This window comes from Stenotrophomonas sp. Pemsol (assembly GCF_003586545.1).
Taxonomy (GTDB): Bacteria; Pseudomonadota; Gammaproteobacteria; order Xanthomonadales; family Xanthomonadaceae; genus Stenotrophomonas; species Stenotrophomonas sepilia.
Genome location: NZ_CP025780.1, coordinates 2,651,046 through 2,674,558, shown reverse-complemented (window position 1 = coordinate 2,674,558; position 23,513 = coordinate 2,651,046). Strand labels below are relative to the sequence as shown.

Genomic DNA, 23,513 nt, shown 5'->3' with positions numbered 1-23,513 from the left:
GCGTGGCCGCCAGCCGAGCGCGGGCTCGGCTCTACAGCAGGCATACATCCGCCGTGCCATCCTGATCGCGTGGGCCGCCAGCGGCCCGTCGACCAGGAGTACCGCATGCTGCGCAGCCGTCCCTTCCTGATGTTCACCGGCCAGGCCGAGGCCGCCCTGGCCCTGTACGCCGAAGCCTTCGCCGATTTCCGCCTGCTGGCCCTGCAACGCCACCCCGAGGGGGCCGGCGCCGGCGTGCCCGGCCAGGTCCGCCAGGCGATCTTCCTGCTCGGTGGCACGCATTACCTGTGCTTTGACAGCCTGGACGTGCACGATTTCACCTTCTCGCCGTCGATCTCGTTGTTCGTCGAGTGTTCCGGTGCCGAGCAGTTCGAACGTGCGGCACGTGTGCTGGGCGAGGGCGGCCATTGGCTGATGCCGGTGGGTGATTACGACTTCAGCAATCGCTACGGCTGGGTGCAGGACCGCTTCGGGGTGTCGTGGCAGCTGAGCCTGGGGCAGATGCCGGACCCGTGATCGGGTAATTGTGGGTGTGGACCCTGTCCACACGCCCTCATGAAAACGGCCCGCTTGCGCGGGCCGTTTTCTTTATCGATGCAGTGAGGAATCAAGCCTCGACTTCATCATCCTTGTAGGCATCGACCGGGATGCAGGCGCACATCACGTTCTTGTCGCCGTACACGTTGTCGACGCGTGCCACCGGCGGCCAGTACTTGCTCTGCTTCAGGCTGGCCAGCGGGAAGGCAGCCAGTTCGCGCGGGTAGGCGTGGGTCCACTCGCTGGCGGTCACCGCGGTGGCGGTGTGCGGGGCGTTCTTCAGCGGGTTGTCCTCGCGGTCCAGGCGACCGTCTTCGATCGCGCTGATTTCCTCTCGGATCTGGATCATCGCGTTGATGAAACGGTCCAGCTCGTGCAGCGACTCGCTCTCGGTTGGCTCGACCATCAGCGTGCCGGCCACCGGGAAGCTCAGGGTCGGGGCGTGGAAGCCGAAGTCGATCAGGCGCTTGGCGACGTCCTCGGCACCGATGCCGCTGGTCTTCTCCAGCGGGCGCACGTCCAGGATGCACTCGTGCGCCACCAGGCCGTTACGGCCGGTGTACAGGGTCTTGAAGTGCGGAGCCAGGCGCTTGGCAATGTAGTTGGCGTTGAGCTGCGCGACCTGGGTGGCCTTGCGCAGGCCTTCGCGGCCCATCATCGCGATGTACATCCAGCTGATCGGCAGGATCGAAGCACTGCCGAAGCTGGCCGCGCTGACCATGCCGACCGGGCCGTTGTCACCCAGCTTGCCCGGCAGGAACGGGGCCAGGTGCTCCTTGACCGCGCACGGGCCCACGCCCGGGCCACCACCGCCGTGCGGGATGCAGAAGGTCTTGTGCAGGTTCAGGTGCGAAACGTCCGAACCCCACTTGCCCGGCTTGGCCACGCCGACCAGGGCGTTCATGTTGGCGCCGTCGGTGTACACCTGGCCGCCGTGCTTGTGGATGATCTCGCAGATCTCGACCACCTCTTCCTCGAACACGCCGTGCGTGGACGGGTAGGTCATCATGATCGCGGCCAGGCGGTCGCTGTACTTCTCGGCGTTGAGGCGGATGTCCTCGACGTCGACGTTGCCGTTGGCATCGGTCTTGGTCACCACGACCTTCATGCCGCACATCTGCGCCGAGGCCGGGTTGGTGCCGTGCGCCGAGTCCGGGATCAGGCAGATGTCGCGGTGGCCTTCGCCGCGCGAGCGGTGGTAGGCACGGATCGCCAGCAGGCCGGCGTACTCGCCCTGCGCGCCGGAGTTCGGCTGCAGGCTGACCGCGTCGTAGCCGGTGCATTCGACCAGCATCGCTTCCAGCGTGTCGATCAGTTCCTTGTAGCCCAGCGCCTGGTCGGCCGGCACCAGCGGGTGGATCTGCGAGAACTCCGGCCAGGTCACCGGGATCATCTCGGCGGTGGCGTTGAGCTTCATGGTGCACGAGCCCAGCGGGATCATCGTGCGGTCCATCGCCAGGTCCTTGTCGGCCAGCGAACGCAGGTAGCGCAGCAGTTCGTGCTCGCTGTGGTGGGTGTTGAACACCGGGTGGGTCAGGAACGCCGACTGGCGCAGCAGGCCCGCCGGCAGCGCGTCGGCGGTGCTGGCGTCCAGCGCCTCGACGTCAGCCTGCGCGCCGAACACGGCGGCCAGCGCGACCACGTCGGCGCGGGTGGCGGTCTCGTCCAGGCTGATGCCGACCGAGTCGCTGTCGATCGCGCGCAGGTTGTAACCGGCGACGCGTGCCTTGGCGTGGATCTCATCGGCATGCACGCCGGTGATGTGCAGGGTGTCGAAGAAGTCGCCACCGACCTGCACGCCGGCGTTGCGCAGTGCCGCAGCCAGGATCGAGGCCAGGCGGTGGGTGCGCCGGGCGATGCGGGTCAGGCCTTCCGGGCCGTGGTAGACCGCATACATCGAGGCCATCACCGCCAGCAGCACCTGTGCGGTACAGATGTTCGACGTCGCCTTCTCGCGGCGGATGTGCTGCTCGCGGGTCTGCAGGGTCAGGCGGTAGGCCGGGTTGCCCTGGGCATCGACCGAAACGCCGATCAGGCGGCCCGGCATCGAGCGCTTGTAGGCGTCACGGCAGGCCATGAACGCGGCGTGCGGGCCACCGAAACCGAATGGCACGCCGAAACGCTGGCTGTTGCCGACCACGATGTCCGCGCCCCATTCGCCCGGGGCGGCCAGCAGGGTCAGTGCCAGCAGGTCGGTGGCCACGGCCACCAGGCCGCCGCGCGCGTGCACGGCATCGACCAGCGCCCTGTAGTCGCCGACCTGGCCGAAGGTGTCCGGGTACTGCAGCAGCAGGCCAAAGGCTTCCGCTTCCAGTGCTTCGGCCGGGGTGCCGACGCGCAGCACGATACCCATCGGTTCAGCGCGGGTACGCAGCAGTTCCAGGGTCTGCGGGTGCACGGCGTCGTGCACGAAGAAGGTGTCCGACTTCGACTTGGCCGAACGCTTGGCCAGGGTCATCGCTTCAGCGGCGGCGGTGGCTTCGTCCAGCAGCGAGGCGTTGGCGATCTCCATGCCGGTCAGGTCGGCGCACAGGGTCTGGAAGTTGATCAGCGCTTCCATGCGGCCCTGCGAGATCTCGGCCTGGTACGGGGTGTAGGCGGTGTACCAGGCCGGGTTTTCCAGGATGTTGCGCAGGATCACGTTCGGGGTGTGGGTACCGTAGTAGCCCTGGCCGATGAAGCTGCGCAGCACGGTGTTCTTGTCGGCGATCGCGCGGATCTTCGCCAGTGCCTGCACTTCGGTCATCGACTCCGGCAGCGCCAGCGGCGCCGGCGACTTGATCTTGGCCGGCACGATGGCATCGGTCATCGCATCCAGCGACGCGTGGCCGACGACGTCGAGCATCTGCGCGATCTCGGCATCGTTGGGGCCGATGTGGCGCTCGACGAACGCATTGTGGTGCTCGAGCTCACGCAGGGAAGGGGTGTTCTGGGACATGGCGAAGGATCCGTCAGGAAAGGGCACACGCACGGGCACAAGCCGCCGGTCGGCGGTCTGCGGGGCGCCCCTCTGTCCTTTTGCCTGAGAGTTTGGAAGCGCGGAAAACCGCGGCTTCGTGCCCCTTCGGCGCCGGATCGAACCGGTCTCTCCAGAGTTCTGTTACGGGTGGTATCGGGCCTGAGCGATTACGGGCGTTGCGCCTTCGGCAGCGGTGTTCCGCTTCTCCCACCGTGTTGCCCGCCGATTATAGCCCGTTGCGGGCCCGCTGGCCGTCTACGGGCCTGGCCGCTGCGCCTGAATGGCCGATGGCCCGGACGTGCGTTTTGTGCATCGCTGCATGGCATCAGGCGCAATCCCCACCTATGATGGCCAGATACCCGAATTCATCTGGCGCCCTCCCTGCAGACAGGGACCGGCGCCCGCCGTGCGTGCCACGCATGGCCCTGCCGGACGCCCTTCCCATGACCGCCGCTGTTGCTCCCTCCACCCGCCGCATGGCCCTGCTGCTTGCCGGCCTGGCCATGTTCGGCCCGTTCTCGATCGACACCATCTTCCCGGCCTTCCCGCAGCTGGCCCGGCGCCTGGCGGTGGACGAGGTGGCGGTGCAGCAGACCATCAGCGTGTACCTGCTGTTCTACGGCCTGATGAGCCTGGCGCACGGCCCGCTGTCCGACGCCTGGGGCCGCAAGCGGGTGATCCTCGGTGGACTGGTGGTGTTCGTCGGCGCCTCGGTGGGCTGCGCACTGTCCACCGACCTGACCACACTGCTGGCCTTCCGCGCCCTGCAGGGCCTGTCGGCGGGTGTCGGCATGATCGTCGGCCGCGCGGTGATCCGCGACCTGTACCACGGCCATGACGCGCAGCGGCTGATGAGCCAGGTGTCCATGCTGTTCGGCATCGCCCCGGCCATCGCGCCGATCATCGGTGGCTGGATCCTGCTCAGTGGCGCGGGATGGCCGCTGATCTTCTGGTTCCTGGTGGTGTTCGGGCTGGTCCTGCTGGCGGCCACTGCACGCTACCTGCCCGAGACCCATCCGGTCGAAGCGCGCGTGCCGTTGTCACCGCGCGCGTTGATGCGTGATTACGTGCGCATCGGTTTCAATCCACGCTTCCTGCGCCTGGCGCTGGCCGGCAGCATCGGCTTTGGTGGAATCTTCCTGTACATCTCCTCGGCGCCGGTGTTCGTGATGCAGCACCTGCACCTGGGCGAGGGCGGGTTTGCCTGGTTGTTCATCCCGACCATCGGCGGCATGACCACTGGCTCATTCCTGTCCGGGCGCATGGCCGGGCACACCACGCCCACCCGCCAAGTCTCCATTGGTTTCGGCCTGTGCGCATTGTCGGTGCTGTTGAACGTTGGCTACGTGGTGCTGTCGCCACAGTTCGTACTGCCATGGGCGGTACTGCCGATCTTCCTGGGGGGCATGGGCATGGCGCTGATCTTCCCGATCCTGGCGCTGGCGGTACTGGACATGTACCCGCATCAGCGCGGCCTGGCCTCGTCGCTGCAGGCCTTTGTGCAGCTGATGATCAGCACCGTGGTGGCCGGCGTGGTGTCACCACTGCTGAGCGGTAGCCCGCTGCACCTGGCACTGGGCCAGGCGGCGTTCTTCGGCGCCGGTTTCGTGTTCTGGTACTGGGAACACCAGCGCGAGCGTGCGGCGCAGGCAGCCTGCACGGGTCACTGAGCAGCGCGCAGGGGTAGGGCGGGCCACGACGCCCGAAACACTTGCGGCAGGGAACGGCCGGACTAGGCTGGGCACTCCAGCCAGCCGGTGCGTGGATGCACGACAGCCAGCCGATCCGATGTCGTTGCATGAGGTTTCCCCCAAATGGCTGCGCAGCAGACCTATCGCCTGTTCGAGGTGGCGCTGAAGGAGCGCCGCGTTCTTTCCCCTTCCCTGGATCGCATGGTGTTCACCGGCGCCGACGTGGCGCGGATGAAGACCGAAGGCCCGGACCAGCGCATCAAGGTGTTCTTCCCCTTGCCTGGCCAGGACCTGCCGCAGGTGCCCTGCGGCGCGGACTGGTATCCGCGCTACCGGGCGCTGCCGGACGATCAGCGCCCGCCGATGCGCACCTACACCATCCGCCAGCTGCGTGCAGAGCTGGGCGAGGTCGATGTTGATTTCGTGCTGCATGGCGAGACCGGGCCGGCCTCACGCTGGGCCATCCATGCACGCCCCGGCGACCGTGTGGTGTTGCTGGCTCCCGATGCCGACTGCGCCGACAGCAGCGAAGGTTGGGAATGGAGGCCGCCGGCCGGCGTCGGCCAGGTGCTGCTGGTGGCCGATGAAACCGCGTTACCGGCGGTGGCTGGCATTCTTGAGGAACTGGCGGCCATGGTGGATCCTCCGCGTACGCTGGCCTTGCTGGAAGTGGCGCAGGCCGGCGACGCGGTGCCGCTGAAGGCACCGGCTACCGCCGAACTGGTCTGGCTGCCGCGCGGGCGCGCGGCGTACGGGGCGCCGCTGTTGCAGGCGGTGCAGGCGCGGCTGGCAGCCGCCTCGAGCGTGGCCGCTGGCGACGAACTGGAAGAGATCGACGTTGACGCGCAGATCCTCTGGGAACAGGCCGATGCCAGCGTGGCCGGGCCGCTGTATGCCTGGGTGGCAGGCGAGGCGGGGGCGGTGATGGCGATCCGTCGCCATCTGGTCCGCGACTGCGGGCTGGACCGCCGCGCGATCACCTTCATGGGCTACTGGCGGCACGGCAAAGTGCTGGATTGAGGGGCTGTGAAGCGGCGTGGCGGGTGGGGTGCGCTATCCTTGCGCCCCCCCTCGCAGCGGTATTGCACCATGTCCACCAGCTCCAAGACCCGCCGCGACCAGCGCCGTCGCCAGGAAAAGCAGGCCGCCAACAAGGCCGCTGCCCAGGCTTCGCCGGTGGAGCCGCATGCCGAACTGCGCGACGCGCAGCGCACCCTGCTGGCCGGTGTCGTGCGCCGCGACGGCGAATGGGTGCTGGGCATGGACGGCCGTATCGCCGGCCACAGTGACTCCGCCGCACAGGTACTGGCGCTGATCATGCAGGCCGGTGAACTGCACGAGCGCAACGGCACGCCGGTGCGCCTGATGTACTCCGATGCGCTGCGCGACGCCGCGCACGCCGAAGCGAAAGAGAAGGGCCAGACCTTCGAGGAATTCAAGGCGGAACTGGCCGCGGCGATGGCGGCGAAGAAGGACAGCTGACAGGCATTCCGGAAAAGCCGGCCGCTTGGTCTTCATCGCGTAGCTGCCGGCCAGCGGCCGGCGCTACAGAAGGGGGCGGATCCTTGCGGACCCGCCCCTTTTCTCATTTCGCCGCCGGGGCGGCGTTGGCCTGCCAGCCACACATCTGGCCTTCGTTCTGCTGCTTCAGCCACTCGTTGACCGGAGTGAAGTACTCGATCATCGGGCCGGCATCGAGCTTGTCGGTGCCGGTCAGCTCCTTCAGCGTGGCCTGCCACGGCTGGCTGGCACCCTTGCTCAGCATCGCCCAGTATTTCTGGCCGGCTTCCTTGTTGCCGTAGAAGGTGCACTCGTGCAGCGGGCCCTTGTAGCCGGCCGCATCGCACAGGCCCTTGTAGAACTGGAACTGCAGGATGCGGGCCAGGAAGTAGCGGGTGTACGGGGTGTTGCCCGGCACGTGGTACTTCGCGCCCGGATCGAAGAATTCCTCGCCACGGGTGCTGGCCGGGGCCACGCCCTGGTACTTGGCCTTCAGGTCCCACCACGCCTTGTTGTAGTTGTCGGCGGTGATCGAACCATCGAACACGCCCCAGCGCCAGCGGTCGATCATCAGCCCGAACGGCAGGAACGACACGCCCGACAGCGCCATGCGCATCTGGTTGTTGATGACCGCTTCGCGGCTCTCGGTCGGTGCATCGACCAGGCCGATCGAGCTGAGGTACTTGGGCGTCATCGCCAGCACGATGGTGTCGCCGATCGCCTCATGGAAGCCATCGTTGGCACCGCCCTGGAACAGCGGCGGCAGCGGGTTGTAGGCCAGGTCGTAATAGATGTGGCCCAGCTCGTGGTAGATGGTGGTGAAGTTCTCTTCGTTCGGCTTGATGCACATCTTGGTGCGCACATCGCCTTCCATGTTCATGTCCCAGGCGCTGGCGTGGCAGACCACATCGCGGTCGTCGGGCTTGATGAACTGGGTGCGTTCCCAGTACGACTGCGGCAGCGACGGCATGCCCAGCGACACATAGAAGTCCTGTGCGCGTTCAGTCATCTGCTTGGCGGTACGCAGTTCGGCTTCGCGCTGCGCCTTGTACTGGGCCGCTACGTTGGCGTCCTTGCCGGCCTTGGCCAGCGCCGCGCTCAGGTTGGTCTGGTACTGCTTTTCCAGTGCAGCGGTGATGTCCAGGCTGCCGGCACCCGGGTACGGTTCCAGCTGGTCCCACAGGTTCGACCAGTCCTGCTGCCACATGTTGCCCAGCAGGTGCGCGGCGATCAGGCCGTTGCCCACTTCGGCCTTGTCCTTGCCGTAGGTCTTGTCCAGCTTGCCGCGTGCGTAGCAGTGCAGCTGCTCGTACATCGGCTTGACCTGTTCCCAGAGGCGGTCGGTTTCCGGGCCGATCTGTTCGGGCGGCATGTCATAGCCGCTGCGCCACATCTGGCCGGCATCGGTAAAGCCCATGCCCTTGGCGCCCTCGTTCACCAGGCCGACGAACTTCTGGTAGTCGCCGCGCATGCTCTTGGTGGTGCTGTGCCAGCCCTGCCAGGCGTCGAGCTGCTTGTCGTAGTCGCGGCTGCGCGCCAGCACCTGTTCCAGCTCGCCCAGCTGGCGGCAGGAGTTCGGATCATTGGCATCGGTGCAGTACTTGCCGGCACCGTAGCTGCCTTCCATGCGGGTGGCGATCTGGGTCAGCTCGGCCAGCTTGGCCGGGTCGCGCGGCGCCGGCATTGACGACATCAGCTTCAGCAGGTGGATCGCGCGCTTGCTGTCCTCGCTCATCGGCTTGCCGTCGAACTTGGCGGCCTGTTCGATCCAGCTGTTGAGCTGGGTGAGCGAACGCTCGTTGGCTTTGGCCGCAATGCGTTCCGAATCACCGTTGATGTAGGTGGAGGACAGCCACTGCGCCGAGGTCATCTCCGGGTAAGCGGCCTTGAATTCGGCATTGATGCGGGCCACGAACTGGTCGGCGGTTTCACCGGCCGGAGCGCTGCTGCTGGCGGTATCGGTGCCTGGGGCAGCTTCCTTCTTGCAGGCGGCCAGGGCCAGCGTGGCGGCGGCGATTGCCGAGGCCAGCAGGAGATGACGGTGTTTCACGGGCGGTCCTTGGGTGGTGAACGACGGCCGAAGGCTAGTGGGCCGTCGCTGCCACCGCAAGTGGCGGAAGTCGGCCGGGCGGCGCCCGGCACCCGCAGAGGCCAGAGCACAAGCAACAGCAACCGCCGAAGCAACCGCAACAGCGGGGTATCCGTGGGATGGCGCGGCGGTGTGGGCTTGCAGGACACGCCGTAAACCCATCCATGGGGGCTCGATGGCGCCATCCATGGCGCCAACGGTCCTGCAAGCCCACACCGCCCCATGTCTGACAGATCGTGGCGGCTGTTGGTAGGTGTCGACCTTGGTCAACACATCTGTCAGGTATCGACAATCAGAATGGGGTCAGATCCGTTTTCCTCCGGAAAACGGATCTGACCCCAAGGTCATTCCATCAGATCGCGAAAAACTGTCGAAGGCGGGGTGGGTCCGGTTGCGGGGGCGTGAGCCGCATGGATGCGGCGACCGAGCTTACATGGACGTACTTGCAGCGTCTGATCTGGCCCCCTGAAAACGGACGCCATGAAGCCGTTTCAGGCGGCAGCCCGGACGGGTGATACGGGACATAAGGGACCTCCAAGTGCGATCAAAGTATCGCTTCTTGGTGTCCGCTGACGGGGGGCCAGATCAGTCCCCCGCAACCGGATCCACCCCGCCACCCCTCAGGAAACCCGCTTCTGCTGTTGCTTCGGCCGTTGCCGTTGCCCCTGCAGGTGCAGGGCTGCAAGCCCTGCCGAACAACCCTCAACCTTCGCAGTTGGCGAACACGTCGCGGTCGCGCTCGTACAGCGCCGTCTTCACCTGCATCAGGCCCAGCACCGACGGGAACAGGTTGTCGTGGTCGGTATACGCCGCCGAACGCTTGCGCACGCACTGCAGATCCAACCCACGGCTGCTGGCGAAGCCCGGCGAGAACCACATCGTCATCGGTACGCGGGTCTGCTCGGCCGGTGCGATCGCATACGGCACGCCATGCAGGAACAGGCCCTTCTCGCCCAGCGATTCACCATGGTCGGACAGGTAGATCATCGCCGTGTCGTAATCCTGCATGCCCTGCAGGGTACCAATGGTCTTGCTCAGGAAATGATCGGTGTACAGCACCGCGTTGTCATAGCTGTTGGTGATCTCTTCGCGCGAGCAGCGGCCGATGTCACGGGTGTCGCAGGTCGGGGTGAAGCGGCGGAACGCGGGCGGATAGCGCTCGAAATAGGCCGGGCCGTGGTTGCCCAGCTGGTGCAGCACCACGACCCGGTCGCCGGGCTTGGCCCGCACTTGGGTGGCCAGGTCCTGCAGCAGGATCTCGTCCATGCAGCGGCCATCGGCGCACAGGCCGGATGTGGTGGCGTCGGACAATGACTGGAAGTCCAGGCCCTCGCACACGCCCTTGCAGCCGGACTGGTTGTCACGCCACAGCGGCGCGATGCCGGCGCGATTCAGTACGTGCAGCAGCGACTGGTGCGCACGGATCTTCTTCTCGTCGTAGTCGTGGCGGCCCCACGGCGAGAACAGGCACGGCAGCGAGACCTCCGTGCTGGTGCCGCATGAGTGCATGTCCGGAAAATTGATCACGCTGGCCTGTGCCAGTTCCGGAGTGGTGTTGCGGCCACCGTTGAGGCCCCAGTTCTGCGCACGCACGGTCTCGCCCATGACGATCACCAGCAGGCGCGGCTTGCTGGCCGGGGCGCGTGGCGTGGCCTTGGCGTCGGTGCCGATCGGCAGCTTCGGTGCGCGCTGCACCGGGTTGTCGCCACGCAGCGCACGCGGCATGCCCAGCAGCACGTTGGCCGGGGTGGCGAGGTAACGCACTTCGCGCTGGTTGCGCATCAGTGCCGAAACATCCTGGAACGAGATCAACGCGCCGCCGACGGCGGTCACCGCGGCCACCGCCAGGAACCCCAGTCGCCACAGCAGGCTGCGGCCCCAGCTGCGGCGACGCAGCTGCACGCGCCACAACACCGCCATCGGCAACACCGCCAGCAGCAGTACCGGCCACAGCAGCGACACGGTCATCAGCTCGCGGCTTTCCTTGGGGTCGGTCGCCAGCACGTTGCGCAGCATGTCCGCATCCAGGTAGATGTGGTAGCGGCTCATGTAGTGCGCGGCGAATGCGGTCACCAGCAGCAACAGGCTGATCACCACCTTGGCGTTCCAGCGCCAGACCAGGATGCCCAGCAGCACGCCGTGAGCGCCCAGCAGCAACAGCAGCAGCGAAAGCGCGTAGCGCAGGCTGCCTGGATGGCTGGCCATCGCGCTGTGCCAGAACAGGCCATTCCCGGCTACCGCGAAGAACAGGCTGGTCAGCGCGATCAGCGCTTCGGTGGACAGCTGCGGCCGCCAGTGGCGCAGACCCGCAAGGGCGGGGAGGCGGGCGGGCCATTGGACCGATGCACTCATGCGTTTGCCTCCTGGCGGTTGGGACGGTCCCGCTGACGGCGTGTCAGGACGCGTTTGACGATCAGATACAGGCCGAGCGAAAGCAGCCAGCAGATCAATGCGGTGGCGACGTCATGCGAGAGGAAGTGCGCGCCGCGCAGCTGCTGGCTGATGCCGAACACCAGACCGGTGCCAAGACCGATCCACAACCCGGCCCAGCGCCATGAAGGGCGCCACAGCAGGGCAAAAAAGTAAAGGGACAACCATGCATAACCCGCGCTGGCGTGGCCCGCCGGGAAGCAGGCCTGCGCGGCCATGCCTGCGGGGCGCGCCGTGAAAAGCCCGATGAAAGGCTGGTGGCCACCGTAGCGGAGCAGATCCCACGGGCATTCCATCGGCACCAGCGACTTCAGCAGGGAGATCACGCCGGTGCCCAGCGCCAGGGCAAGTACGACATAAAGCAGCGCCCACCGCAGGGTGTGATCGCGTCCTTTACGCCAGTGATGGAAGCACAGCAGGAGCACGACCAGCGCCGCCGCAGTGCTCAACCATTTACCGGCCTTGTGCACGACGCTGCGGGTGATCCAGGCGTCCTGCAATGCCCAATGGCCGCCCTCAAGACGGAACAGGTGGTCGGCCACCCACTGGTCGCCGCCGAACCCCATCAGCAGCGCAAACACGGGCAGACCGATTGCGACAGGCAGCCAAAAGTGAGTTACGGCGAATCTTGACGCCAGTGGCGATGTCGCAAGCGGCGCGATCGAATCAAGGGGACGAACGGGCATGCTGAGGGAAGGCGGGTTCGGGAATCCGCAGTCATGCTCGTCACCTGCATGTCGGAGAAGGGTCGGACGCTCGTTCGCGCCGGGTTAATGCTTGCCCGGCACGAGTCAACGTTCAGTCTTCTTCGGCGGTCGAGCCGGCCCGTTCGGCGTGGCATTGCGGATCCCAGGCCGTACCGGGAAGCAGTTGCCAACGATTCCTGTTGGCAACACCGATATCGATCACCTTGGCCGGATCCACGCAGGGGCTCATCGCCTCGTCCAGCACCAGCAGCCAGCGCTTGTCCGGCGCCTCGGCCACCCACGGGCCGGCGTCGTGCCACTGCTCGGCCCAGGGCCGCTTGAAGCCGAACTCGCGTACCGGGCGGTCAGCCTGCAGCAGGTTCTGCTCGCGCCAGGCGACCAGCGCCAGTTCGGCGTCCGGACCGATCCGTGCGCCGACGCGGCGCATCAGCGCCGATGCCGATGCGTAGGGATCCAGTGCCGGAATCAGCACCAGGCCGTAGAGCATCCACAGCATGCCGTGGGTCAACAGCACCAGTGTCGTGGCGCGGCGCACCCGCAACCAGACGACCAGCGTGGCCAGCGCGATGGCGAAGGTCAGCAGGCCATCACCCAGCACCGGCAGCAGCGCATCGGGCATGGCCCGGCGCTCCAGTTGCGCCAAGGCCCACGGGTGCTCGGTCATCAGCATCACGCCGAGCACGCCGGTGGCCAGCATCAGCACCACGCTGTAGCCGAACAGATAGCGGCGCACGCACAGCCGGCGCAGCAAGCCGGGCAACAACGGCGCACCCGCCAGTGCCATCGCAGGCAGCATCGGCAGCACATAGACCTCGCGCTTGCCCGGGCTGGCGCTGAAGAACACCAGCACCAGCAGCGCCCAGCCCAGCAGCAGCCACTGCCGGCGGTCGCCCCGGCGGATGCGGCGCCACCACGGCTTGAACAGCAGCGGCAGCAGCAGGCTGCCCGGCAGCCATAGGGTCAGGATCACCTGCAGGTAGTACCAGGCCGGTTGGCGATGGTGCCAGGCGTTGGCATAGCGGGTACCGGTCTGCTTGAACAACAGTTCATGCGCGTAGGCCTGCAGTTCGGCGCTGGGCGTGTGCAGCAGCGCCCAGCCCAGCGGGGCAAGCCACACCGACACGCCCAGCAGGAAGGCCGGGATCAGCCACAGCAGCGTTGCCGGGTGGGGGCCGTCCACGCTGCGACCGCGGCGACGCTGGTACAGCCACCAGCCGAACCACGGCAGGACCATCAGCAGCGGCAGGAAACCCACGCCTTTGGTCACCGTGCCGAGGCCAGCGGCGAACCCCGCCAGCCACAAGGCAGCCAGGTTGCGGCGTTCGCACAGGTGGCGCATCAAGCCCCACAGGGCCACCGTGGTCATGCCGACCAGCACCATGTCGATCTGCGCGCGCTTGGCCATCAGGCCAAACTGCAGGGTGCAGAACAGCGCCGCCAGGGCGTACAGGGAATGCCGCGGTGACCACAGTCGGCGTGCCAGATCCGACACCAACCACAGGCTGAGCAGGGCGCCCAGCAGCGACGGCAGCAGGAACGACCACTGCCAGCTGCCGACGATCTCGTAGGCCGCCGCCTGCAGCCACATGAAGACCGGCGGCTTCTCCGCATACAGCTCCACGCCCCGGTGCGGCAGCAGCCATTGCCCGCTTTCGACCATGGTGCGGGCCGCCAGCACGAAGCGCGGCTCGTCCGGTGGCTGCGGCTGCCGAAGGCCGATCCCCGCTGCCAGCGCAGCAACGATCAACAGCCACAACAGGGGCAGGCGCCAACGGCGGGGCAGGGCTACGGGCACGGCAGGCTCCGGGAGCAAAACGGCCATTTTGAGGTGGCGGGGGTTGGAAAAGCGTCAGAGGAGGCCGGGACGACCGCATTCCGACATGCGCAGCGCTACCATGGTACGAACTTCCGTGGATGTTTCGTGCATGCGTCTGTTGGTGATCGAGGACAACCGCCAGCTGGTGGCCAACCTGTTCGACTACTTCGAGTCGCGCGGGCATGTGCTCGACGTGGCCCCGGACGGCATCACCGGCCTGCACCTGGCCGGCAGCCACCCCTACGACGCGGTGATCCTGGACTGGATGCTGCCACGCATGGAGGGGCCGGAGGTGCTGCGTCGCCTGCGCGCCGAGCACGCTTCGGAGGTGCCGGTGATCATGCTGACCGCGCGCGACGAGCTGCCGGACAAGATCACCGGATTCCGCGCAGGTGCCGACGACTACCTGACCAAGCCGTTCGCCCTGCCCGAGCTGGAAGTTCGGCTGGAGGCGCTGCTGCTGCGTTCGCAGGGCCGAAACCCGCGCAAGCGCCTGCAGGTGGGCGACCTGGTGCTGGACCTGGCGACCCTCGAAGCCCAGCGGGGGGGGCAGGTACTCCACCTGTACCCGGCCTGCCGCAAGCTGCTGGAGGTGCTGATGCGTGCCAGCCCCGGTGCGGTCACCCGCCAACAGCTGGAGTTCGCCCTGTGGGGCGATGAGCCACCGGATGGTGACCTGCTGCGCTCGCATGTCTACGAGCTGCGCCGCAGCGTCGACGGTCCGTTTGCCGACAAGCTGATCCACACCCTGCCGCGGGTTGGTTACCGCCTTGCGGTGACCGCGGCCGCCGGTGCAGGCAAGGATGATGATGAAGGCGCGTAGGCCGGGCCCGCTGTACCGGCGCGTGGTGTGGTGGTTGCTGGGCTACCTGGCCCTGCTGTCGATCGCCGTGTTCAGCGTCGGCAACTACGTGCACGAACACGCCGAACATGCCGCCTGGCGCGCGCTGCTCAATTCCGAACTGGACAGCATCGTCGAGCACGTCGAGCATGAGCCGCACTATCGCTGGCAGGATTCGGACACGCTCAGCCTGTACCGCTTCGATGCAGTCAACCTGCCTGACAGCCTGCGTACGCTGCATCCGGGCCTTCACGACGGCGTGATGATCAAAGGCCGGGAGACGGCGGTGATGGTGCGCGAGACCCGGTCGATGGGACGTGTCGCGCTGGCGCTGGACATCTCCGACTTCCATGACCTGGAGCAGTTCGCCACGCGCTGGGTGATGCTGGCCGGGGTGATCATGATCTTCGTCACCGTGCTGATGGCGTCCTTCGGTATGGAACGCATGGTGCGCCCGTTGAGCCTGCTGGCCCAGCACATCGGCGCATTGCGGCCGGGCGTTCAGGGCCAGCGCATCGAGGTCGACCCGCGCGGCAGTTCCGAGCTGCACACCATCGCCGATGCGCTGAACGACTACCTGGACCGCAACGAGCAGTTCGTCGAGCGTGAGCGGGTCTTCATCAGTACCGCCAGCCACGAACTGCGCACGCCGATCGCAGTGATGACCGGTGCAGCCGAGCTGGCGCTGGAGCAACCGGGCCTGCCCGAACGTGCCCGCCAACAGATGCAGCGGGTCCTGCGCACGGCACAGAGCGTGGAGCAGCTGATCGAGCTGCTGCTGGTGCTGGCGCGTGATCCTGCGCGCCTGGCCGCGCGTGCCGAGCGCATCGCACTGGACCAGCTGCTGCCGGAGATCGTCGACGACCATCGCCACCTGCTCGGCGACAAGGACCTGAGCATCGGCATCCAGGCTGCGCCGGTGGATATCGTCGCGCCGCTGGCGGTGGTGCAGGCGGCGATCGGCAACCTGCTGCGCAATGCCATCGAAAACAGCGGCCGCGGCCATATCGAGCTGCAGCTGAGTTCGTCGGCGGTACTGACCCTGCAGGACCCCGGGCATGGGATGAGCCCGGAGGAGATCGCGGCGATCCACGCGCGCATGGCCCGCGGCGAGCGTGCCGATCGAGGCAGTGGCATCGGCCTGGACCTGATCGCGCGGCTGTGCGAGCACCTGGGCTGGACGCTGCAGTTGCAGCCCCGCCAACCGCGCGGGACGCGTGTCACCCTGGACTTCGGCGCTTCGCGCCCCGCTTGATCGGACGGCCGACCTGCTCCGCGCTGCGGCATGACCCGACGTGAAGACAATGTTAATCTCGACCTGCGCCGCTTCATGCGGCGCTTTTTTTTCCCGCTCTTTCGATCGACAGAGGATCCCATGCCGACCGAACCCGCTACTGCCCTGATCAGCAACGATATCGTTGGACTGGGCCTGATTGCCGCCACCCTGGCCCTGATCTTCTGGGCCGCCAGTGGTCCGACCCCGCTGTTGAAGAAGATCTTCGCCTGGGTGCCGGCACTGCTGCTGTGCTACTTCATCCCCGCCATCTACAACACCGCCGGTGTCATCGATGGCCACAACACCTCGCTGTACAACCCGGTCGCGCGTGACGTGCTGCTGCCGGCCGCGCTGGTCCTGCTGACGCTGTCGATCGACCTCAAGGGCGTGATCAAGCTGGGGCCGAAGCTGTTGCTTGTGTTCTGTGCCGGTACCGCTGGCATCATGCTCGGTGCGATCGTCTCCTTCCAGCTGATGAAGCTGATCCATCCGGAAACGGTGGCCGGTGATACCTGGGCCGGCATGGCCGCACTGGCCGGCAGCTGGATCGGTGGCGGTGCCAACATGGTCGCCATGCGTGAGGTGTTCGGCACCGACGCCACCACCTTCGGCCAGTTCGCCGTGGTCGACGTGGCCTGCGCCAGCCTGTGGATGGCGATCCTGCTGTTCCTGGCCAACCGCGCGCAGCAGATCGACACCCGCAACGGGGCCGATACGCGCGCCATCGACGAGATGAAGGCACGCATCAGCGCCTACGAGGCACAGAACGCGCGCATTCCCAGCATGACCGACCTGATGGTGATCGTCGGCGTGGCACTGGGTGGCGTCGGCCTGGCCCACGCCATCGCCGCACCGCTGTCGGGCTGGTTCAAGGCCAACGTCAGCTGGGCCAGCCAGTTCAGCCTGGACAGCCAGTTCGTGTGGGTGATCCTGCTGTCCACGGCGATGGGCCTGGGCCTGAGCTTCACCCGTGCGCGCCGGCTGGAAGCCGCAGGCGCTTCGCGGTTGGGCACGGTGTTCCTGTACTTCCTGATCGCCTGCATCGGCATGCAGATGAACCTGCTGTCGCTGCTGGATCGGCCGTGGCTGTTCCTGCTCGGCGCGATCTGGATGGCCACGCATGTGCTGGTGCTGTGGGTGGTGGCCAAGCTGCTGCGCGCGCCGCTGTTCTTCTTCGCGATAGGTTCGCAGGGCAACATCGGGGCGGCCGCCTCGGCACCCGTGGTAGCCGCGGCCTTCCATCCGACGCTGGCGCCGGTGGGGGTGCTGCTGGGTACGGTGGGCTATGCCACCGGTACCGGGTTGGCTTATGTCACCGGCCTGATCCTGAAGTGGATGGCCGGCGCCTGAGTTCTGACCGGACGATCCTGTTGCGGGTTCGCGGCGTGCGCCGCGAACCCGCTCTGCCCGTGTAGGGCCGAGCCCGCGCTCGGCCTTTTTCAAAGAAGGGGTCAGATCCGTTTCCCGGAGGAAACGGATCTGACCCCGGACACCATTCGATCAGCGGCGGTCTTCATCCACGCATGGCGTGGATCTACTGAAGGCCGCTGCAGCGCTGTCGAACCTGAGCATCAACAGCAGCGGCCACCATTGCGTCCGCCGTAGCGCGCTTCCTGGCGCTCGCGGAAGAACGTCTTGTAGTCCATCGGCTCCTGGTCCGGATGCTTTTCCAGCATATGCCGGACGTAGTTGTCGTAATCAGGAATGCCACAGCACAGTCGTGCGGTCTGCACCAGGCGCCGCCAGATGCGGCGGTGCGCCTGGTACTGGCCGGCGGGAACCAGTTGCGTACTCATCACAGATCCACCATTTCATGCGGCTTCAGCGCCACGTAAGGGGTCTCGCGGTCGCTGCGCTGCGGATTGCGGCGTGCCGCCAGGATGGTCTTGATCGAATACACCAGGACTGCGCCCACCACCAGCAGGAACAGCGCGGTCAGGCCGGTATTGACGTAGGCGTTGACCACGATCTGCTTCATCTGCGCCACCGACTTGGCCGGCGCCGTGATCGTGTCGCTGGCGAGCGCGGCCTGGAACTTGTGTGCCTGTGCCAGGAAACCCTGCGCCGGGTTGCTGTCGAAGATCTTGATGAAGCCGGCATAGGTGGTGCAGATCAGCAGCCACACCGCCGGTACCGCAGTGACCCACGCATAGCGGTCGCGCTTCATCTTGAACAGCACTACCGTGCCCAGCATCAGTGCGATACCGGCCAGCATCTGGTTGGAGATGCCGAACAACGGCCACAGGGTCTGGATGCCGCCGAACGGATCGACCACACCGGTGTAGAGCAGGTAGCCCCACAGCGCCACGCAGCCGGCGGTACCGATGATGTTGGCGGTCCACGACTCGGTCTTCTTCAGCGCCGGGACGAAGTTGCCCAGCAGGTCCTGCAGCATGAAGCGTCCAGCACGGGTGCCGGCGTCCACCGCGGTCAGGATGAACAATGCTTCGAACAGGATCGCGAAGTGGTACCAGAACGCCATCATTGCGTCGCTGCCACTGGGGATTGCTTCGTGCAGGATCTGCGCGATGCCCACCGCCAGTGTCGGCGCGCCACCTGCACGATGCAGGATGGTGGGCTCGCCGATCGCCGCCGCGGTCGCGGTCAGCTGCTCCGGCGTGATGGTGAAGCCCCAGGTGTTGGTGATGTAGTGCGCCGCCGACGCAGCATCGGCACCGATCACCGCAGCCGGGCTGTTCATCGCGAAGTAGATGCCCGGGTCGATGATCGATGCGGCCACCAGTGCCATCACCGCCACGAACGATTCCATCAGCATGCCGCCGTAGCCGATGTAGCGCATGTGCGCTTCATTGGCCAGCAGCTTCGGCGTGGTGCCGGAGGAAATCAGCGCATGGAAACCAGAGACCGCACCGCAGGCGATGGTGATGAACAGGAACGGGAACATGCCGCCCTTCCACACCGGGCCGTCGCCACTGGCGGCGAACTGGGTCAGCGCCGGCATCTTCAGTTCCGGCATCACGATCAGGATGCCGACGGCCAGCGCGATGATCGTGCCGATCTTGAGGAAGGTCGACAGGTAGTCGCGCGGGGCCAGCAACAGCCACACCGGCAGCACCGATGCGACGAAGCCGTAGCCGATCAGCATCCAGGTGATCTGGGTGCCAGTGAACGTGAACGCCGGGCCCCACACCGGGTCGGCGGCGACCTTGCCGCCGTACCAGATCGCGGCCAGCAGCAGGATCAGGCCGACCACCGAGATCTCGCCGATCTTGCCGGGGCGGATATAGCGCATGTACACGCCCATCAGGATGGCGATAGGCATCGTCGCGATTACCGTGAACATGCCCCACGGGCTTTCGGCCAGCGCCTTGACCACCACCATCGCCAGCACCGCCAGGATGATGATCATGATCAGGAACGCACCGAACAACGCAATGGTGCCGGGTACCTGGCCCATCTCTTCTCTTACCAGGTCGCCCAGCGAACGGCCGTTGCGACGGCTGGACAGGAACAGCACCATGAAGTCCTGCACCGCACCGGCCAGCACCACGCCCACCACCAGCCACAGCAGTCCAGGCAGGTAGCCCATCTGCGCGGCCAGGACCGGGCCGACCAGCGGGCCGGCGCCGGCGATGGCGGCGAAGTGGTGGCCGAACAATACGTGCTTGTTGGTCGGCACGTAGTCCAGGCCATCGTTGTTGATCACCGCCGGCGTGGCCCGGGTCGGATCCAGCTGCATCACCTTGTTGGCGATGAACAGGCTGTAGAAGCGGTAGGCCACCAGGTACAGCGACACCGCGGCGACGACGATCCACAGCGCATTGATGTGTTCGCCGCGGCGCAGGGCCACGGTGCCCAGACAGAAGGCGCCGAGCAGGGCGAGGACCGCCCAGCCTATTTTGGAAAACCCTTTCATGAGGTGCTCTCTCCCGGAAAGACAGTCAAAGAGTCCCGCGTGCCCTCGACAGGGTCAATTGGCACAGGACGAATCGGCGGTAGTACTTTGGTCGTACGCTTGTTGTGCTGACGTGCAGCGAACATCAGGGATGGAACAATCGGTTGCGGCGCCGTCCATTGGCGTGTGGCCGTGCGGCGTCCATCTTCAGTGGCATCCATCCAACAGGAGTCGCCATGAGCTTTCCCGAACCGGTCCGCGTGCTGCGGACCATCCGTGGCATGCCCACCTCCGACGGTGCCGGAGTGCGCCTGACCCGCGTCATCGGTGGCCCGACGCTGCCCGACCTGGATCCGTTCCTGCTGCTCGACGAATTCGGCACCGACCGCGCCGAGGACTACATCGCCGGTTTCCCGGAGCATCCGCACCGCGGATTCGAGACCGTCACCTACATGCTCGACGGGCGCATGCGGCATCGCGACAACCATGGCAACGAAGGCCTGCTGACCCCGGGCAGCGTGCAGTGGATGACCGCTGGCCGCGGCCTGGTGCACTCGGAGATGCCCGAGCAGGAGAGCGGGCAGATGCGCGGTTTCCAGCTGTGGGTGAATCTGCCAGCGAAGGAGAAGATGACCGAGCCGAAGTACCAGGAGTTCGCGCCTGAGCGGATTCCGGTGGTGCACCCGGAAGCGGGCGTGGAGGTGAAGGTTATTGCTGGCACGGTCGATGGCACCCGCGGCCCGATCGTGCAACCGGCCACCGACCCGCTCTACCTCGACATCACGCTGGCGCCCGACCGTGCCTGGACCTATGCGCTGCCGGAAGGGCACAACGCCTTTGCGTACGTATTCGAAGGTGGCGTGACCGTGGGTGAGCAGGACGCCGCGCGCGACGTCGCCCGCCAGGAACTGGCGGTGCTGGGCGGTGGCGAGCAGTTGCACATCTCGGCCGGCAATGAAGGCGCGCGCCTGATCCTGGTGGCCGGCCGTCCGCTGCGCGAACCGGTGATGCGCCACGGGCCGTTCGTGATGAACACGCGACAGGAACTGATGCAGGCCTTCGTCGATTTCCAGGAAGGCAAGTTCTGACGTAGTACCGGCCGCTGGCCGGCAACTGCCTCGCATGGAGGCGGATCGGGGTGCCGGCCAGCGACCGGCACAACCGTTGGATGGGGTCGCGCTGCGGGGATGCTGCCAGGCAGTCATCCCCGTCATCCTCAGCGCCCGGCGGCCACGGCCGACGGGGTCAGGCTCATGCCCTGCGCCAGCTGTTGCAGTGACCCCAGCTCCTGCGCGCTGTCCGGATACAGCGAAATCTGCGCGTAACGCCCCTTGTCGAGCTTGACCACGCTGATGCGCCGTTCGGCATACCCCGGCGGTTGCTGGCCGCCCAGGTCGGGCTGGTACCAGTACAGCGATTCACCGCCGAAGCTGCCTTTTTCCTGCCGCAGCGAGCGGTTCAGCGGAATGGACGGGTCACGCGCGCTGAGCATCAGGCTCAGCACTTCGCGGCCATCAGGGGTGCTGGCGCGGCAGACCAGGAAATCGGCCTGCACCTGCTGCTGCCACTGCAGACCGCTGCTGGCCGGCAGCGAAGGACATTCGGACGGCGCCTGCGCGGCGGCGTGGGCCGCAGCGAAAAGCAGGCTCGACAACATGACAGGCACGAACTTCATGCATCCCCCAAGGTGATGAATTGGTTGGCTTCGCCAGCAGAGCCGACGACCATGGCATCCCATCCCCGGACGCCCCCCATCCGGCATGTGCACGGACGGTCAACTCAACCTTAACGGAACGTGAGCAATCGCACAATTCGCGGTTGCAAGCGCAACCATTGCGGCCGAGGGTCGGCCGCAATGGTTGCTGCGGGGATCAGCGGTCGTTGCCGATCCACTTGTAGATCAGGCCGCCAATCGCGCCACCCAGCAATGGGGCGACCCAGAACAGCCACAACTGGCTGACCGCACCGCTGCCGGCGAAGAAGGCAACGGCCGTGGAGCGGGCCGGGTTCACCGAGGTGTTGGTGACCGGGATGCTGATCAGGTGGATCAGGGTCAGCGACAGGCCGATCGCCAGCGGGGCGAACCCGGCCGGTGCCTTGCCGTGGGTGGAGCCCATGATCACGATCAGGAACACCGCGGTCAGGACCACTTCGCACAGGAAGGCCGCAGCCACGCTGTAACCACCGGGCGACAGCGCGCCATAGCCATTGCTGGCGAACGCTCCGGCCTGGCTGCCATCGATGGCGAAGCCACTGGCGCCGGAGGCGATCTGCAGCAGGATGAAGCCGGCCAGCAGGCCACCCGCAACCTGGGCGATGATGTACGGCACCAGGTCCTTGGTCGGGAAACGACCACCGGCCCACAGGCCGACGCTGACCGCCGGATTGAAGTGCGCACCGGAGATATGGCCGAACGCATAGGCGCCGGTCACCACGGTCAGGCCGAAGGCGAGCGCCACGCCGAGGAAGCCGATACCCAGCGGATTGCCGTCACCACCGAACTTGGCGGCCAGCACTGCACTGCCACAGCCACCCAGAACCAGCCAGAACGTGCCGAGGAACTCGGCGGACAAGCGTTTACCCATGCTCATGTGTTGCACTCCTTTGACGGTCGAAAGTGTGATTTATGTCACATTTCAATGATCAGCGGGTGACTGTAGCGTCAACGCCGGGTGCAGGAATACACCCTCGGATGTGTGCAACACGCGATGCTCAGTACTGCGGCAGCGGGATGAACTCCTTGTCGTCGCCGGGGATGGTGCCGAAGCGACCGGCTTCCCAATCGTGCTTCGCCTGCTCGATACGCTCTTTCGAGCTGGACACGAAGTTCCACCACAGGTGGCGCGGGCCATCCAGCGGCTCGCCACCGAACAGCATCGCCTTCACCGGTGTCTTTGCGCGCAGGCGGCCGCGTGCGCCGGCTTCGGGGATGACCAGGTGCTGTGCGGGAATGTCCACGCCATCCAACTGCGCGTCGCCCTCAAGGATGTACAACGCGCGCTCGCGGTGACCGTCGTCGATGTCGATTTCCGCGTCCGGGTCCAGATCGATCGCCACATTGAGCGTATCGGCGAACACTTTCACCGGCGATTCCTCGCCATAGGCGCGGCCAGCGATCACCCGAAGCCAGGCACCCTTGCGGCGCTGCTTGGGCAGGGTGGCAGCGGCATGGTGATAGAACGCCGGCTCGATTTCCTCATGCGACTTCGGCAACGCGACCCAGGTCTGCATGCCGTGGATCGGGTTGTCATGGTCGCGGTCCGATTGTGGCGTGCGTTCGGAATGGGCGATGCCGCGGCCGGCGGTCATCCAGTTGACGTCACCGGGACGAATGACCTGATCCGAGCCCAGGGTGTCGCGGTGGCCGATGGCGCCCGACCACAGATAGGTAACCGTGGCCAGGCCGATATGCGGATGCGGGCGCACGTCGATGGCGGTGCCGGGGTGCATCAGTGCCGGGCCCATCTGGTCGACGAACACGAACGAGCCGATGCTGCGCGCCTGCAGGGTGGGGACGGCGCGGCGGACTTCGAGGCCGCCGATGTCGTGCACGCGCGGGGCGATGATGGTGGTCATGCGGGCGTTCTCGCTGGCAGGGATCAGGTGGTCAGCATCGCATGCGGCTGTGACGGGGACATGCCTCGTATGGGTAACAGGGTGTTCCAGCCAACGGCGCAGCCCCTCGTGGCTGTGGGGTTGGTCGCTGAAGGCGGAAGCAAGATCAAAAGCCGCGCTTGGCCGGGCGGGTGGGTTGCGCAGGACACGCCGTAAACCCGTCCATGGGGGCTCGATGGCGCCATCCATGGCGCCA

At 66.4% G+C, this 23,513-nt stretch carries 18 protein-coding genes and 1 riboswitch; of the genes, 8 read left to right on the top strand and 10 right to left on the bottom strand.

The window, feature by feature from the left end; translation table 11 throughout:
* The first annotated feature begins 105 nt into the window (after nt 1–105).
* Nucleotides 106–516 carry a VOC family protein gene (locus PEM_RS12435; protein ID WP_005418291.1) on the top strand — a complete coding sequence of 137 codons (411 nt, stop codon included), beginning with the start codon at nt 106–108 and terminating at the stop codon, nt 514–516.
* 91 nt (nt 517–607) lie between these two features.
* On the opposite strand, the gene gcvP is transcribed toward PEM_RS12435, so the two are convergent.
* Nucleotides 608–3,475, bottom strand: coding sequence for an aminomethyl-transferring glycine dehydrogenase (gene gcvP / locus PEM_RS12430; protein WP_111128973.1), 2,868 nt, complete (start codon nt 3,473–3,475; stop codon nt 608–610).
* A gap of 62 nt (nt 3,476–3,537) precedes the next feature.
* Nucleotides 3,538–3,640, bottom strand: a riboswitch (glycine riboswitch).
* A 299-nt stretch (nt 3,641–3,939) separates the two neighbouring features.
* On the opposite strand from gcvP, the gene PEM_RS12425 reads away from it, so the two are divergent.
* The 3 genes from PEM_RS12425 (at nt 3,940) to PEM_RS12415 (ending at nt 6,669) form a co-directional block, all read left to right on the top strand.
* Complete coding sequence (locus PEM_RS12425) at nt 3,940–5,166, top strand: multidrug effflux MFS transporter (protein ID WP_053500685.1); 1,227 nt, start codon at nt 3,940–3,942, stop codon at nt 5,164–5,166.
* A gap of 144 nt (nt 5,167–5,310) precedes the next feature.
* Nucleotides 5,311–6,207 (top strand): siderophore-interacting protein, encoded by an 897-nt coding sequence (locus PEM_RS12420; protein ID WP_111128975.1) that lies wholly within the window; start codon nt 5,311–5,313, stop codon nt 6,205–6,207.
* 69 nt (nt 6,208–6,276) lie between these two features.
* Nucleotides 6,277–6,669 carry a hypothetical protein gene (locus tag PEM_RS12415; protein WP_005418286.1) on the top strand — a complete coding sequence of 131 codons (393 nt, stop codon included), beginning with the start codon at nt 6,277–6,279 and terminating at the stop codon, nt 6,667–6,669.
* Nucleotides 6,670–6,772: 103 nt separating this feature from the next.
* On the opposite strand, the gene PEM_RS12410 is transcribed toward PEM_RS12415, so the two are convergent.
* The 4 genes from PEM_RS12410 to PEM_RS12395 all read right to left on the bottom strand — a co-directional run bounded on the left by PEM_RS12410 (nt 6,773) and on the right by PEM_RS12395 (nt 13,708).
* Complete coding sequence (locus tag PEM_RS12410) at nt 6,773–8,737, bottom strand: M2 family metallopeptidase (protein ID WP_005418284.1); 1,965 nt, start codon at nt 8,735–8,737, stop codon at nt 6,773–6,775.
* A gap of 741 nt (nt 8,738–9,478) precedes the next feature.
* Nucleotides 9,479–11,128: a phosphoethanolamine--lipid A transferase gene (locus tag PEM_RS12405; RefSeq protein WP_111129582.1), complete on the bottom strand. Its 1,650-nt coding sequence runs from the start codon at nt 11,126–11,128 to the stop codon at nt 9,479–9,481.
* Entirely contained in the window at nt 11,125–11,892 is a 768-nt protein-coding gene (locus PEM_RS12400) for a phosphatase PAP2 family protein (protein ID WP_065179477.1), read from the bottom strand. The genes PEM_RS12405 and PEM_RS12400 overlap by 4 nt, the downstream gene beginning before the upstream one ends.
* Nucleotides 11,893–12,004: 112 nt before the next feature.
* Nucleotides 12,005–13,708 carry a glycosyltransferase family 39 protein gene (locus tag PEM_RS12395; RefSeq protein ID WP_065179476.1) on the bottom strand — a complete coding sequence of 568 codons (1,704 nt, stop codon included), beginning with the start codon at nt 13,706–13,708 and terminating at the stop codon, nt 12,005–12,007.
* Between the two features lie 130 nt (nt 13,709–13,838).
* Here PEM_RS12395 and PEM_RS12390 point away from each other — a divergent pair, with 130 nt between their 5' ends.
* The 3 genes from PEM_RS12390 (at nt 13,839) to PEM_RS12380 (ending at nt 17,196) form a co-directional block, all read left to right on the top strand.
* A complete protein-coding gene (locus PEM_RS12390) occupies nt 13,839–14,552 on the top strand; it encodes a response regulator transcription factor (RefSeq protein WP_065179475.1) in 714 nt (237 codons plus the stop codon).
* A complete protein-coding gene (locus PEM_RS12385) occupies nt 14,539–15,825 on the top strand; it encodes a HAMP domain-containing sensor histidine kinase (protein ID WP_088497636.1) in 1,287 nt (428 codons plus the stop codon). The genes PEM_RS12390 and PEM_RS12385 overlap by 14 nt, the downstream gene beginning before the upstream one ends.
* Before the next feature lie 120 nt (nt 15,826–15,945).
* Nucleotides 15,946–17,196, top strand: coding sequence for a DUF819 family protein (locus PEM_RS12380; RefSeq protein ID WP_005418276.1), 1,251 nt, complete (start codon nt 15,946–15,948; stop codon nt 17,194–17,196).
* Between the two features lie 221 nt (nt 17,197–17,417).
* On the opposite strand, the gene PEM_RS12375 is transcribed toward PEM_RS12380, so the two are convergent.
* Entirely contained in the window at nt 17,418–17,642 is a 225-nt protein-coding gene (locus tag PEM_RS12375) for a CstA-like transporter-associated (seleno)protein (protein ID WP_005410613.1), read from the bottom strand.
* Entirely contained in the window at nt 17,642–19,723 is a 2,082-nt protein-coding gene (locus PEM_RS12370) for a carbon starvation CstA family protein (protein ID WP_005418274.1), read from the bottom strand. The genes PEM_RS12375 and PEM_RS12370 overlap by 1 nt, the downstream gene beginning before the upstream one ends.
* 215 nt (nt 19,724–19,938) lie before the next feature.
* Here PEM_RS12370 and PEM_RS12360 point away from each other — a divergent pair, with 215 nt between their 5' ends.
* The gene (locus PEM_RS12360; RefSeq protein ID WP_053499689.1) at nt 19,939–20,790 is read left to right on the top strand and encodes a pirin family protein; all 852 of its coding nucleotides are present in this window, start codon (nt 19,939–19,941) and stop codon (nt 20,788–20,790) included.
* Nucleotides 20,791–20,918: 128 nt separating this feature from the next.
* On the opposite strand, the gene PEM_RS12355 is transcribed toward PEM_RS12360, so the two are convergent.
* The 3 genes from PEM_RS12355 to PEM_RS12345 form a co-directional block, all read right to left on the bottom strand.
* Nucleotides 20,919–21,377 carry a hypothetical protein gene (locus PEM_RS12355; protein WP_032954397.1) on the bottom strand — a complete coding sequence of 153 codons (459 nt, stop codon included), beginning with the start codon at nt 21,375–21,377 and terminating at the stop codon, nt 20,919–20,921.
* A gap of 196 nt (nt 21,378–21,573) precedes the next feature.
* Nucleotides 21,574–22,293, bottom strand: coding sequence for an aquaporin Z (gene aqpZ / locus PEM_RS12350; RefSeq protein ID WP_032954396.1), 720 nt, complete (start codon nt 22,291–22,293; stop codon nt 21,574–21,576).
* A gap of 121 nt (nt 22,294–22,414) precedes the next feature.
* On the bottom strand, nt 22,415–23,278 hold the full coding sequence (locus PEM_RS12345; protein ID WP_111129581.1) for a pirin family protein: 864 nt from the start codon (nt 23,276–23,278) through the stop codon (nt 22,415–22,417).
* Between the last annotated feature and the right edge of the window lie 235 nt (nt 23,279–23,513).

Coding starts and splice junctions, on each gene's coding strand:
- PEM_RS12435 (WP_005418291.1), top strand. CDS start 106: ATGCTGCGCAGCCGTCCCTTCCTGATGTTCACCGGCCAGGCCGAGGCC.
- gcvP (WP_111128973.1), bottom strand. CDS start 3,475: ATGTCCCAGAACACCCCTTCCCTGCGTGAGCTCGAGCACCACAATGCG.
- PEM_RS12425 (WP_053500685.1), top strand. CDS start 3,940: ATGACCGCCGCTGTTGCTCCCTCCACCCGCCGCATGGCCCTGCTGCTT.
- PEM_RS12420 (WP_111128975.1), top strand. CDS start 5,311: ATGGCTGCGCAGCAGACCTATCGCCTGTTCGAGGTGGCGCTGAAGGAG.
- PEM_RS12415 (WP_005418286.1), top strand. CDS start 6,277: ATGTCCACCAGCTCCAAGACCCGCCGCGACCAGCGCCGTCGCCAGGAA.
- PEM_RS12405 (WP_111129582.1), bottom strand. CDS start 11,128: ATGAGTGCATCGGTCCAATGGCCCGCCCGCCTCCCCGCCCTTGCGGGT.
- PEM_RS12400 (WP_065179477.1), bottom strand. CDS start 11,892: ATGCCCGTTCGTCCCCTTGATTCGATCGCGCCGCTTGCGACATCGCCA.
- PEM_RS12390 (WP_065179475.1), top strand. CDS start 13,839: ATGCGTCTGTTGGTGATCGAGGACAACCGCCAGCTGGTGGCCAACCTG.
- PEM_RS12385 (WP_088497636.1), top strand. CDS start 14,539: ATGAAGGCGCGTAGGCCGGGCCCGCTGTACCGGCGCGTGGTGTGGTGG.
- PEM_RS12380 (WP_005418276.1), top strand. CDS start 15,946: ATGCCGACCGAACCCGCTACTGCCCTGATCAGCAACGATATCGTTGGA.
- PEM_RS12375 (WP_005410613.1), bottom strand. CDS start 17,642: ATGAGTACGCAACTGGTTCCCGCCGGCCAGTACCAGGCGCACCGCCGC.
- PEM_RS12370 (WP_005418274.1), bottom strand. CDS start 19,723: ATGAAAGGGTTTTCCAAAATAGGCTGGGCGGTCCTCGCCCTGCTCGGC.
- PEM_RS12360 (WP_053499689.1), top strand. CDS start 19,939: ATGAGCTTTCCCGAACCGGTCCGCGTGCTGCGGACCATCCGTGGCATG.
- PEM_RS12355 (WP_032954397.1), bottom strand. CDS start 21,377: ATGAAGTTCGTGCCTGTCATGTTGTCGAGCCTGCTTTTCGCTGCGGCC.
- aqpZ (WP_032954396.1), bottom strand. CDS start 22,293: ATGAGCATGGGTAAACGCTTGTCCGCCGAGTTCCTCGGCACGTTCTGG.
- PEM_RS12345 (WP_111129581.1), bottom strand. CDS start 23,278: ATGACCACCATCATCGCCCCGCGCGTGCACGACATCGGCGGCCTCGAA.